A 12,235-nucleotide genomic window follows, 5' to 3' on the forward strand; every position below is an offset into this window, starting at 1 on the left:
ATATGCGTATCACTATTAGCCAACTCAAAGAAATGAAACAGAACAAGCAGAAAATAGCGGTGCTGACTGCATATGACTATCCCACTGCCCAGATATTGGATAAAGCCGGTATTCCGGCCATATTGGTAGGCGATAGTCTGGGTATGGTGGTACTTGGGTATGATTCTACAGTAAGCGTTACTATGGACGATATGCAGCACCATTTGAAAGCCGTAGTCAGGGGCAGTCAAAAGGCCATGGTCATAGCAGATATGCCCTTTATGACTTATCACTTAAGCCCGGAACAGGCACTCCTGAACGCAGGGCGTTTTATGCAGGAAGGCGGAGCTCAGGCAGTCAAACTGGAGGGCGGGGTAAATGTGGCCGACAAGGTTAAGCGGATAGTTGACTGCGGCATTCCCGTTATGGGGCATATAGGGCTGACTCCCCAGTCCGTTAACCAGCTAAGCGGGTTTAAAGTGCAGGGGAAAACCCTGACAGCTGCTTTAGCCCTGCTAGAAGATGCCAGGGCTCTGGAAAAAGCTGGGGCTTTTGCTATAGTGCTGGAAACTATGCCGGCTGAGCTGGCAGCTATGATTACCGCTGCCGTTTCCATACCTACCATAGGCATAGGGGCAGGTGAAAGTTGTGACGGCCAGGTGCAGGTGGTATCCGATATGTTGGGTATGTTTACTGATTTTGTACCTAAACATACCAAAAAATATGCTGATTTAAACAGTATTATCTCAAAAGCTGTATCCGAGTATGTCACTGAGGTTGCAAAAGGTGAATTTCCCACTTTGAAAGAAAGCTTCACCCTTGATAAAAAGGTATTGGAGGAACTGAAAAAGTGCGTATCATCAGAACAGTAGCCGAGATGCAAAAACTGCACCGTGAAATCTGCGGGCCGGTTGGCCTGGTGCCGACTATGGGCTATCTGCACGAAGGGCATTTATCACTGATTAGAGCCTCTAAAAAACAGGATATAAATACTATAGCTAGTATCTTTGTTAATCCCACCCAGTTCGGGCCGCATGAGGATTTTAAAAAGTACCCTCGTGACGAAAAACGGGATATGGCCATGCTGGAAAATGCCGGCGTGGATTATGTCTTTGCCCCGCCTGTTGAGGAAATGTATCCACCCGGCTTTGATTCATGGGTAGAGCCGGGTGTTTTACAAGAACGTCTGGAAGGGGCTGTACGTCCGGGGCATTTCCGCGGGGTGTGCACCGTAGTCGCCAAGCTGTTTACGATAATCCGCCCCGACAGAGCCTATTTCGGACAGAAAGATTACCAGCAGTACCTAATAATAAAAAAAATGGCCTCAGACCTTAATCTGGACGTATTAGTGGAAATGCTGCCCATAGTGCGTGAGAATGATGGTCTGGCACTGAGCAGCCGTAACACCTATCTTTCTGCTTCAGAACGGCAGGCGGCTTTGGTGCTTTACCGTTCCCTGCTGACGGCCAAGAGTTTGTTCGATGAAAAAGAGTACAGTGCAGAGATTATCCGCAGGAAAATGACTGATATAATCCGGCATGAATCTATGGCTGAAATAGATTATGTCAGTTTGTCAGACCGAGATACTCTTTGTGAGATGGATAAAGTATCTGACAATACTATCGCTCTGGTAGCTGCCAGATTTGGTAAAACCCGCCTGATAGACAATATGTTTTTGGCTTAACTTAACACAGGTGTTTTCGTTGATGGTTCTTTGATAAATACCAGCAAACCAATCACCGCGAGTAAAGCCATTGCCGCCCCGAAGTAAAAGGGTGCTGCCGAACCTATAGTGTCCCATAGAATACCCGCAATAAGGCTGGCCGGCAGCAAAGTCAGCCCGACTACACCCTGATACAAGCCATAGGCGGTTCCCCTCTTATCAGAGGGTATCATATCAGCCACAAAAGCCTTTGCAACTCCCTCCACAATTCCGTAGTATAACCCGTAACAGCCAAATAGTATCCAGATGCCAGTCTGGCTTTGAGTAACAGCGAAACCCAAATACACCAGCGCGTAAAACAACCAACCCATGGCTATCACTTTCCTCCGCCCTATTTTGTCTGAAAGCATGCCGGCAGGCAGTGAAACCAGACTGTAAGTTATGTTAAATACTACCAGCATCAGGCTTATTCCCAATACCGAAACACTCATATCCTGTGCGCGCAGAATTACGAAATAATCACTGGAATTGCCTAGAGTAAATAAAAACATGACTAATAGAAATAACTTGAAGCGGCTGTCCATGTCTGAAAATAGATGGCGGAAATTGAAGCGAATCCTTTCACCTACGGGCTTGGTGGTTTGAGTGCGGCGTTTTTCTTTAACAAATACAGCCAGTACCACCACTGCCAGAAAAGCCGGAATTATGCCCCACCATACCAGTGTCCTGTATGTTTCCGGTGCCAGTGTCAGGCTGCCGCTTTGGGTGAAATATATGACCGCCGCCGCAATACCCAAACCCAAAGTTGCTCCCAGGCTATCCATAGCCTTGTGCAAACCAAAGCTGCGGCCTCGTTCATACACTTCAACCGAATTGGCAATCAAGGCGTCTCTGGGTGAAGATCTGACCCCTTTGCCCACTCTATCTGCAAAACGGACACCGGTTACTACTCCCCAGCTGTTTGCCAGAAGCATAAACGGCTTTGAAAGTGCAGAAAATCCGTAACCGAATAGTGCTAGGCTTTTACAACGGTTAATCTTGTCGCTTAGATATCCGCTAAAAATTTTAAAAATTGCTTCCGTAGAGTCTGAAAGTCCTCCCACAAAACCGATTATGGTGGTAGTTGCTCCCAGTACATTAGCCAGAAAAAGAGGTACAAGAGTAAAAATAATCTCACTGGAGATATCGGTAAGAAAACTTACCAGCCCCAGAAAAAATACGTTAGGTGCGAAACCCATGATTTTTCTTTCAGAAGCCGCAGGGTTTGTTTTTTGTATCATTATGCCAGTACCTCGTCTACCAGTTCTCTTATCTGTTTGCGGCACTCATTAAGCATTTCAGAGCCTTTGGGGGTGGTACCGCCGCTGTTTGCCCTGTTCTACTTTTGGGAAACTTTCCAGATAGCCTTCTTCCTGCAGTCTATGCAGCAGCGGATAGAGGGTGCCGGCAGTAATTGTATAACCAAGCCGGCCTAGTTCGCGGGCTATTTCTGCCCCGAATATTGGCTCAGTTTGGGCGTGGTATAATACGTGTATGCGTATAAATCCCAGGGAAAATTCGCGGTCAACCATTATATCGCCTTGCAATATCAGTATGCGATATAATATGCGTATTATTCTAATCTTGCAAGATAAAGAGAGCCTTAGAACCGGCTAAAATTCTTGACACCTTTAACGCTTAAGGCTACAATACTACATGTTTTTGCCGAGGTAGCTCAGCCGGTAGAGCAGCGGACTGAAAATCCGCGTGTCCCCAGTTCGATCCTGGGCCTCGGCACCATTTGATGTCGGTATTATAGTTGCTTAAAATAGCTTTAATCAGCGAACGTAGCCAGCAAAAGTAATCTTAAACCGGCCGAAGTGGCGGAATGGCAGACGCGGCAGTCTCAAACACTGCTGGGGGTAAACCTCGTGTCGGTTCGAGTCCGACCTTCGGCACCATGAGGACTTGAAAGATTTACTTTTAGGCTATGGCGAGTTGTGTAGTGGTAGCACAGAGGACTTTGAATCCTTATGCCCAGGTTCGAATCCTGGCTCGCCAGCCAAATAAAACGTTCCCGAGTAGCTCAGTGGTAGAGCGGGCGGCTGTTAACCGCTTGGTCGTAGGTTCGAGTCCTACCTCGGGAGCCAAAGTATATAAAACCGCCCTGTGTGGGCGGTTTTTTTATTTATTTTTCCGCTATTGACGCTTAGACAAAAGCGGAATATTATTCGGCTGTATTTCAGGAGGCCGTCATGTCTGCAAAGAAAGTTATCATTATCGGTGCGGGTCTGGCCGGACTTTCTGCCGGTTGTTATTCCCGTATGAATGGTTATGATACCTGTATTTATGAACATCATTCTGAGCCGGGTGGGGTTGCGGCTACCTGGCGGCGGGGTGAATACCTGATTGACGGCGGTATTCACTTTATGATGGGGTATAAGAACGGCACTGATTTATTTAATATTTACCGCCAGCTTGGGGTGGCAGACCCTGCCAATTTTGTTCCGGCAAAATCATACGGCAGTTTTATCGATATTGAACAGGGCCGGCAATTGGATATACCTCTCAATATTTCAGAACTGGCTTTAGATATGAAAATGCTTTCTCCTGCCGACACCTCGTTGATAGATGATTTGGCAACTGCAGTAGGTGCTTTCTCCTGCAAAGATTTAACCACTTACGGGCAAATAAATCCGCCTGAACTCACTTCCGGATTAGACAGGCTTACCACTATCTGGAAAATGCGTGGTCTATTTAAATATATGTCTGGCAAATACACACGAAGTATGGAAGAATATACTTCGGGAATGCAAAACCGCTGGCTGGCTGATTGTCTGAATAATCTGTTTACTCCCCAGTCCCCTGTCTGGTTTGTAATCATGTTGTTAGCTATTGCCGGTGATGGGCAAATAAGCTATCTCTCAAAAGGCTGTAAAGATTTTGTACTCCAGATAGAAAAACGTTATAAAGATCTGAATGGAGAAATAATCTACTCCACGACAGTAGAGCAAATATTGGTTAACAATGACTGCGCAATCGGGGTCAGACTGACTGACGGGACTGAAGATTTTGCCGATTATATAATTTCGGCCGGGGATATTCATAATACTGTTTTTCACCTGCTTGACGGCAAATATATCGGTAAAAAGCTTCAGAATAAATTTGATACCTATGAACTCAGCCCCCCATATTTTGCGGCCAGTTTCGGTGTAAAACATACTTTTGAAAATGAAAATGTTTTCAATACCATTGTTCTAAAACAGCCGCTGCGTATTGGGAAACGGGAAATCCATCAAATATTTGTCCGTATATTTAACTACAGCAATCATTTTGCTCCTGAAGGCAAGAGTGTCATTCAGGCCGAGTTTGAAACGGATTGGGATTACTGGGATAACCTTTGGCAGACAGACAAGGAAAAATACACTGCTGAAAAAGAACGGCTGGCATCAGAAATATTGACCCATCTGGAGATACTCTATTTTGGCTTATCCCAACTGGTAGAGGTTACGGATATAGCTACTCCCTGCACTCTGAATCGTTATACGTTAAATTATAAAGGTGCACCTGAGGGTTGGAGGATTAACCTTCAAAATTTCAAGGAAGAAACACGACGGACTTTAGAGGGGCTTTCAAACCTCTATCTGGCGGGGCATTGGGTATCAGGGGGTGTTCCGGGGGTAATTCTTTCCGGGCGTCAGGCTGTGCAGCTTATATGTGCCAAAGAAAAAAAGCCTTTTTTTACACGGACTACTTAAATATTCACCATATTAAAAATATTAAAAACGGTGACTATCACTGTACCAGCCAGCAATGCACCGGCTGTTACCTGCCCCACGGTATGTTCTTTCAGATAAACTCTGGCCCAAGCCATCATTGGTACAAGTAGCATGAAACCCAAAGCGCTGTAGCCGTAAAGCATCAAGGCTATGCTGGAGAAAGCGCTGGCAAATGCGGTGTGAACGCTTATTTTCCAAAAGAAATTTACTATCATAAAAAGCACACTGGAAACAAAACCTGCAAACAAAGCGGCAATAAGTTTATCCGGTGCGCCAATAAATATCAGTACAATCAGGGCGGCGCCCACCATTACTGAGCCTAAAACATATAAAATATGGCGCTGCTCACGTGGGTTTGAAAAAACCGACTGCAATTTGCCTTTTTTGACCATATTCAAAATAACCAGAAATATCGGCAGCATGCACAAAACTATAAATATAAATGACCACCTGATGGCTTCCCACAAGTTTTCGGTGGAGTCTTTAGCCAGCAGGAAAACGAACAGTATACTTAGTGTGAGCGGATTGAAAATATCGGAGATGTAGTTTGCCAGTTTGGTTTTCAAGTCACCTTCCCAGTATATAAAACCTTCATTCCCATATTAGCATAAACTGCTATCCAGCACTAATAAGTTTCGGATATGTTTCCCTCACTCTTGCGGCAGTGCGTATATTGCGGGTATTATGAATGGTATTTATATCTAAGAAATCAGGCAGTATCAAGCTTTAGGTACTTGGCAGTGAAGACTTTTAAATCCTGCCGTTAACTAGAAAGGGATACATTATGACTGAAACTGCTATCAGCTTGCGGGATATTTCTTTCAATTATAAACACATCAAAGCTTTGGATGGTTTGAGTTTGGAGATTCCCTGCGGTATAAGCTTCGGGATAATGGGGCCTAACGGGGCAGGCAAAACCACTCTTATTCGGATAATGGTGGGGCTTCTCCGCCAAAAAAGCGGATATCTTGCCATACTTAGTAAGGAATTCAGCCGCCAGCTTGAATATCAGCTGGGGTACATGCCCCAGATACATTCCCTGTATACCGAACTGACAGTCAGCCAGAATATAGACTTTTTTGCCTGTATCTACGGGCTACGGGATAAAACACTGCGTAAAGCCCGTATAGAAGAAGTAATCAGGCTGGTAGATCTCTGGGACAGACGGAACGATGCCGTGATGAATCTTTCCGGCGGCATGAAACAGAGGGTAAGTCTGGCTTGTGCCATTGTCCATAATCCTCCGGTAATATTTCTGGATGAACCTACCGTGGGGCTTGACCCTGAACTGCGCTGCCGTTTTTGGGAGTATTTTAAGGGTTTAAACCAAAAAGGTGTGACTATTATAATTTCCAGCCATACTCTTGATGATGCCGCCCACTGTGACCGTCTGGCGTTTCTGCGTGAAGGCAAAGTAATTGCCGAAGGTACTCCGCCAGAATTAAAGGCGGCTACGGGTAAAGCTGATGCCAGTCTGGAAGATGCCTTTTTGTATTCCATCCGCACAGGAGGTGCTCTCAGCCATGAATAATATACTGGCTATTGCTCAGAGGCTTATCCGCCAATTGCTCCATGACCGGCGGACTATGGCGCTGATAATAGTAGTTCCGGTGGTGGTTATGGGGCTTATAGGTATCAGCTTCCCTGATGCAACAGTGCTTGATTATATTGCCCCGGCCATGCTGGCAACGCTGGCCTTATTTTTCAGTTTCCTACTGACTGGCATTTCATTTCTGAGGGAAACATCTCAGGGTACTATGGAAAGGCTTATGGCTGCACCCGTTTCCCGTCTGGACATAGTTGCCGGTTATCTTTTGGGTTTCTTCGTGTTTGCCTTGCTGCAAACTCTTATCATTGTGCTTTTTACTATCTATGTGCTGGGAGTTAACTTTCAGGGTGAACTCTGGCAGATACTACTCTTTCAGGTGCTTATTATTACCGGGGCGGTGACACTGGGCATTTTCACCAGCAGTTTTGCCAAAAATGAATTCCAAATGGTTCAGTTCATACCGCTTATTATTGTTCCTCAGATATTTCTGTGCGGTGTCATCTGGCCTGTTTCACAGATGCCGGAGTGGCTTCAGTATCTGTCAAATATATTGCCGCTGACTTATGGCGTGGATGGCATGCGTGAAATAATGCTTCAGGGCAAAAATCTGACTGAATTAGGGTTTCAGTGTGGCGTTTTGATACTGTTTGCGGTTATTACTACTGTTTTGGCAACACTTACCGTACCCAAACGCCGCTAAAGCAAAACAGGCAGGCAAATTCTTGCTCTGCAAATTGCATATCCGCCGCTTTACTGGTAACATTTAATATGTACTTAGCATAGATACAGGGGTATTTAAATGGATTCAGAAATTCTGCTTGAGGTTAAGGATCTCCATGTTGAGGTAGATGGTCGTGAAATACTCCACGGAGTTGACCTGATACTACCCGCAGGAGAGACCCATGTTATCTTTGGGCCTAACGGCAGCGGTAAAACCACCCTGCTGATGACACTCATGGGTTTTCCCCGTTACAAAATAACTAAAGGACAGCTCATATTTAACGGCAAAGATATTACCCATGTTCCGCTTGATGAGCGTGCCCGTTTGGGCATTGGCATCAGTTTTCAGCGTCCGCCGGTGGTACGCGGGGTAAAACTGAGGGAAATGGTTCGAAGTTCTCTTCGTACTAAAGAGGATTCAGGCGTAATTGACGAGCTTGCCAAAAAAGCAAACATGATAAATTTTCTGGAGAGAGATGTAAACCACGGTTTTTCCGGCGGTGAAATCAAACGTTCCGAGTTGCTACAGCTACTGGCGCAGGGTCCGGATATGGTGTTGCTTGATGAACCGGAATCAGGAGTTGATTTGGAAAATATCGCCCTTATCGGCAGCCTTATAAACGATTTGTTAGAGAAAAAGCACCCTATCCGCGAACGCAAACGCGGTGGTCTGGTAATAACCCATACCGGGCATATTTTGGATTATGTAAACGCCCGTACCGGTTATGTGCTCTGTCACGGGCGCATAAATTGCACCGGGGATCCACGGGATATGCTTGAAACCATCAAGCAGAACGGTTATCAGGAGTGTGTAGAATGTCCCCGAAAGATCTAAGGCCTAATCTGGCTGATAAAGCCGGTGCTGCTATAAATAAAAAGCCCGCTATTGGTGATGATATACTTCTGGAAAAATTCACCGATAATACGGAAGCTCATAAATATGTAAGCAAGCCATCTGAGCTTGCCGCTGAAGATAAAGCCCGCATGCTTGAGTCAGGTGTAGTACTGGATGACCTGAAAGAACGGAGCGGAACATATATCCAGATGGATAACCGCCCGGTTCATTTTTCAGCTCAGCAAGATGGCATAGAGATTATGTCAACCAGTGAAGCCGCTCTGAAGTATGATTGGTTGAAAGATTACTGGTGGAAAGCGGTATCTGTAGATGCAGATAAATATACTGCTCACGTTGAGCTTAATAAGGCGGATGGCTATTTTATACGGGCACTTCCCGGCGTAAAAACTGAATTCCCCGTACAATCCTGTATGTATATGGCAAAAAACCAGTCCATCCAGAATGTCCACAATATTATCATTGCCGAAGAAGGTTCCGAGCTGCATATTATTACCGGCTGTACCTCAGCCCATCGTACCGAAACGGGTCTGCATCTGGGTGTTACCGAGTTTTTTATAAAGAAAGGTGCAAAAGTAACCTTTACCATGATACATACCTGGTCACCGGATATTGCAGTTCGCCCGCGTACCGGTGCTATAGTGGAAGAAAACGGTGTTTTTCTGAGCAACTACGTTATCATGAAGACTGTTAAAAACCTGCAGTCATATCCGGTAGCTTACCTGAATGGCGAAAATGCAGTTGCCCGCTTTAATAGTGTTATGGTTTGCCCACCCGGCTCTAAAATGGATGTCGGTTCGCGGGTTTTCCTGAATGCCAAGCATACCCGGACCGAGCTTATTACCCGTGCCCTCACCACCGGCGGAGAAATCATTTCCCGCGGGTATATTGAAGGGAAAGTGCCGGATTGCAAGGGGCATCTGGAATGCCGCGGCCTTATTTTGGGTGACAATGGCATTATTTATGCTATACCTGAGCTGATGGGAAAGGTGTCCGGGGTGGATTTATCCCATGAAGCGGCGGTAGGTAAGATAGCCGAAGAAGAAGTCGAGTACTTGATGGCCAGGGGCTTGAACAAAGATGAAGCTACAGCTGCTATCGTACGCGGCTTTTTAAATGTAGATGTAGAGGGTTTGCCTCCCCTGCTCAAGGAAGAAATGGACAAAGCTATCAAACTGGGCGACCAGGAAGGCATGTAAGAATAAAATTACATTTGTGACAGATTTAAGCCCTCTGGAAACAGAGGGCTTATTAGTATAATTGGTGTTAATACAGATAATAAAAGCCGTCTTTATTCAGCAAATTCACTTCAAATCCGAAAAGTTCTGAAAAATTGGCCTCAGTCATTATTTCGGTTTTTACTCCATCCCGAAAAATACTGCCATCTTTCAGCATAACTACTCTGTTTATTTCCGGTATTATATCGGTAAGGTTATGGGTCACCAGTATTATCTGGGTATCCATATTTGAAATTTTGCTGAGTAGCATACGCAACTGGTGGGCAGATTTCATATCAAGGTTGGTAGTTGGTTCGTCCAGGAGCAGGCTTTGGGGGTTATTTACCAGTGCTCTGGCAATAACTACTCTGCGGGCTTCCCCGCTGGAAATTTCATCTGTCAGTCTTTTGGCTAGATGGTCTATTTCCAGCATATGCATTATATCTTTGGCATAAGTTTCCATCTGCGGGCTGACCAGATTTGCATCATGAAGATAAGGTGAACCAAAATAACCGCTTAACACCGCTTCTTTGCAGGTCTGGCTGATATCTTGGCTTAAAATTTCGGCGGATATTATTCCCAACTGGCTTCGCAGCGAAAACACATCCCAGTTCTCCTGCCCGAGTATACGCAGGCTTGAACCATGTGGGTCAAATATCGGGTACAGTTCGCGGGTTATGGTCTTAATCAGACTGGATTTACCCGCCCCATTCGGGCCGAGTATTGCCAGATTCTGCCCTCTATTGATAACCATGTTTATGTTTTTCAGGCACAGGCGCTCACCGCGCATAAGGCTGATATTTTTAAACTCTATAAGAGGGGGCAAATCCCTTTTGGTCATAATAATATCCTTTTTGCATTACCTGTTAATATCCGGAAATAGAAAAGCGGTCAATATCCAGCATGACCGCTTGGGAAACGTGATAAAGTGAGCCGAGGAGGACTCGAACCTCCAACCAATTGATTAAGAGTCAATTGCTCTGCCAATTGAGCTATCGGCCCACGTTTAAAGCATCCATATTTTAACACTATAGGCAGTTTGTGACAAATAACTGCAGGCTGTTTTTGAAAAGAACGTTCAGCATTATAGTACAAATAAGCTGAAATGCCAAATGCCTAAACGCCGTTCATGCCGGCGGCGGTTTTGGCTATATCCCATGCATAATCATATATATGCATACCCTTGCTCATGGCGATAATCTCACCATCCTCCACCCCTATTTCGGCAGCCATGTATTCCTTCAGCATCTGGATAGCGGCCAGATTAGACGGGAAACCTGCCCATAAATCCCACGAGCGGAAATATATAATAAAATGGAGTTTCCCATAACGCACTCTGGTATCTATACTGCGGAGGCAGGGAGGGTCTTCCAAATCCAGTGTTTCGGGGTTGCCTACAGTCATAAATGCCTGATTAGTATTGAAGCCTGTTTCCTTGTACATTTTGATGACTTTGGCAATCTGGGCTTCAAGATACTGGCCATAGGTATATTGCTCACCTTCCGCCCGGTGGGCAGTCATAAGATACGGCAGGTAGTTATCTATGTATTCCATAGTGGAGGGTGCAGGCACACCGGGTGGAACATCAGGTATAAGGGGGCGGTTACCGGGGTTTTTAATATGGACAGTTATCATATCCAGTTCTTTGCGTTTTTGTCCTGAATAACTGCCGCGTTCAATAGTGTACTCATAACCGTCTGTAAGTACCTGCCTCAGGCACAAAAACCATGCTTCAGAGAGATCTCTGGCTTCCACTGAGGTAATTTTCATCAGTCTTCCCCTTATTTTTTCTTAAACAGGGCAAAAAAACGATCCTGATATTCGTTAAAAAGCTCCCAACGCTCCAATTCATCTTTCAATTCTTTCGGGTCAGCTTCATCACGAAGTGTTTTAGAAAACAGTTCTTCAATATAAAAACGGGCATCACTGGGTACACCATCAGTACCTATTCCCAGCCGTCCCTGGCTGCCCAAATCTGACAGATTGCCTTGCAGCGAATGACGGGTAAGATCGTAGATGAATTTTAACAGAGATACATCCCAAAGGGTATCTTCCCCTTGGATTATGGTGGTTAGTTTGGTTTTATCTTTATCCAGTTGTTGGCTTATATTCTGAGCTACGGTGTGCAATTCCCCCGGTACAATATTCAGCCCCTTGGATTCATTTTTATAGGCATACATTAGCCCGGGTGCCTGAGAGCCATAACGGTCAACCAGCAGGCTGAAATAGCGTTTGGCTTCGTCAGAGAAGCCTTCAAGTCGGGTCAGGTAATACGGGGTGACTATCCGCGGCTGCTGAACTATCACTTTCCCTTCTCTAATTACCGTTTCCATCTGTGAAGACGTGTCGTCTTCTTCAACAGTATAAGACGGCGTAGTCAGCAGATAATAATCTATATTGGTAATACCGAATGTTGCCAGCCGCTGTTTTGGCGGCCGGAGTATCCGTGTATTTGCCACAGCTTTAAAAATCAGAGAATCATCCACCCTAATAAAC

At 45.3% G+C, this 12,235-nt stretch carries 12 protein-coding genes, 5 tRNA genes and 1 pseudogene; 11 read left to right on the forward strand and 7 right to left on the reverse strand.

The window, feature by feature from the left end; all coding sequences use genetic code 11:
* Window positions 1–2: 2 nt before the first annotated feature.
* On the forward strand, window positions 3–851 hold the full coding sequence (panB, locus tag UCH007_RS03440; protein WP_046961054.1) for a 3-methyl-2-oxobutanoate hydroxymethyltransferase: 849 nt from the start codon (window positions 3–5) through the stop codon (window positions 849–851).
* The gene (gene panC / locus UCH007_RS03445) at window positions 830–1,663 is read left to right on the forward strand and encodes a pantoate--beta-alanine ligase (protein WP_046961055.1); all 834 of its coding nucleotides are present in this window, start codon (window positions 830–832) and stop codon (window positions 1,661–1,663) included. The genes panB and panC overlap by 22 nt, the downstream gene beginning before the upstream one ends.
* On the opposite strand, the gene UCH007_RS03450 is transcribed toward panC, so the two are convergent.
* A complete protein-coding gene (locus UCH007_RS03450) occupies window positions 1,660–2,922 on the reverse strand; it encodes an MFS transporter (protein WP_023652280.1) in 1,263 nt (420 codons plus the stop codon). The genes panC and UCH007_RS03450 overlap by 4 nt on opposite strands.
* A pseudogene (locus tag UCH007_RS03455) lies at window positions 2,922–3,213 on the reverse strand (PadR family transcriptional regulator). Before UCH007_RS03455 ends, UCH007_RS03450 begins: the two are co-directional and overlap by 1 nt.
* Window positions 3,214–3,345: 132 nt before the next feature.
* Here UCH007_RS03455 and UCH007_RS03460 point away from each other — a divergent pair.
* The 5 genes from UCH007_RS03460 to UCH007_RS03480 all read left to right on the forward strand — a co-directional run bounded on the left by UCH007_RS03460 (window position 3,346) and on the right by UCH007_RS03480 (window position 5,379).
* Window positions 3,346–3,421: transfer RNA gene (locus UCH007_RS03460), tRNA-Phe, on the forward strand.
* A 74-nt stretch (window positions 3,422–3,495) separates the two neighbouring features.
* Window positions 3,496–3,582, forward strand: a tRNA-Leu gene (locus UCH007_RS03465).
* A 30-nt stretch (window positions 3,583–3,612) separates the two neighbouring features.
* A tRNA-Gln gene (locus UCH007_RS03470) sits at window positions 3,613–3,686 on the forward strand.
* Between the two features lie 10 nt (window positions 3,687–3,696).
* Window positions 3,697–3,771, forward strand: a tRNA-Asn gene (locus UCH007_RS03475).
* 105 nt (window positions 3,772–3,876) lie between these two features.
* Entirely contained in the window at window positions 3,877–5,379 is a 1,503-nt protein-coding gene (locus UCH007_RS03480) for a phytoene desaturase family protein (protein WP_046961056.1), read from the forward strand.
* Here the strand turns inward: UCH007_RS03480 and UCH007_RS03485 are convergent.
* Complete coding sequence (locus tag UCH007_RS03485) at window positions 5,376–5,966, reverse strand: phosphatase PAP2 family protein (protein ID WP_012882007.1); 591 nt, start codon at window positions 5,964–5,966, stop codon at window positions 5,376–5,378. The two genes, UCH007_RS03480 and UCH007_RS03485, sit on opposite strands and share 4 nt — an antisense overlap.
* A gap of 218 nt (window positions 5,967–6,184) precedes the next feature.
* Between UCH007_RS03485 and UCH007_RS03490 the strand changes: the two genes are divergently transcribed.
* From UCH007_RS03490 to UCH007_RS03505, 4 genes are all read left to right on the forward strand, one after another.
* Entirely contained in the window at window positions 6,185–6,931 is a 747-nt protein-coding gene (locus UCH007_RS03490) for an ABC transporter ATP-binding protein (RefSeq protein ID WP_046961057.1), read from the forward strand.
* Window positions 6,924–7,649, forward strand: a complete 726-nt coding sequence (locus UCH007_RS03495) for an ABC transporter permease (protein ID WP_046961058.1) — start codon at window positions 6,924–6,926, stop codon at window positions 7,647–7,649. The genes UCH007_RS03490 and UCH007_RS03495 overlap by 8 nt, the downstream gene beginning before the upstream one ends.
* A 99-nt stretch (window positions 7,650–7,748) precedes the next feature.
* The gene (locus UCH007_RS03500; protein WP_012882010.1) at window positions 7,749–8,504 is read left to right on the forward strand and encodes an ABC transporter ATP-binding protein; all 756 of its coding nucleotides are present in this window, start codon (window positions 7,749–7,751) and stop codon (window positions 8,502–8,504) included.
* Window positions 8,486–9,721 carry a SufB/SufD family protein gene (locus UCH007_RS03505; RefSeq protein ID WP_023652286.1) on the forward strand — a complete coding sequence of 412 codons (1,236 nt, stop codon included), beginning with the start codon at window positions 8,486–8,488 and terminating at the stop codon, window positions 9,719–9,721. Before UCH007_RS03500 ends, UCH007_RS03505 begins: the two co-directional genes overlap by 19 nt.
* 67 nt (window positions 9,722–9,788) lie before the next feature.
* On the opposite strand, the gene UCH007_RS03510 is transcribed toward UCH007_RS03505, so the two are convergent.
* From UCH007_RS03510 to UCH007_RS03525, 4 genes are all read right to left on the reverse strand, one after another.
* Window positions 9,789–10,580, reverse strand: coding sequence for an ABC transporter ATP-binding protein (locus UCH007_RS03510; RefSeq protein ID WP_046961059.1), 792 nt, complete (start codon window positions 10,578–10,580; stop codon window positions 9,789–9,791).
* A gap of 88 nt (window positions 10,581–10,668) precedes the next feature.
* Window positions 10,669–10,741, reverse strand: a tRNA-Lys gene (locus UCH007_RS03515).
* 114 nt (window positions 10,742–10,855) lie between these two features.
* Window positions 10,856–11,509, reverse strand: coding sequence for a thymidylate synthase (locus UCH007_RS03520; protein ID WP_012882013.1), 654 nt, complete (start codon window positions 11,507–11,509; stop codon window positions 10,856–10,858).
* An 11-nt stretch (window positions 11,510–11,520) separates the two neighbouring features.
* A complete protein-coding gene (locus tag UCH007_RS03525; RefSeq protein WP_046961060.1) occupies window positions 11,521–12,225 on the reverse strand; it encodes a hypothetical protein in 705 nt (234 codons plus the stop codon).
* Window positions 12,226–12,235 lie beyond the last annotated feature (10 nt).

It is taken from the genome of Dehalococcoides sp. UCH007 (genome assembly GCF_001010485.1).
GTDB lineage: Bacteria > Chloroflexota > Dehalococcoidia > Dehalococcoidales > Dehalococcoidaceae > Dehalococcoides > Dehalococcoides mccartyi_A.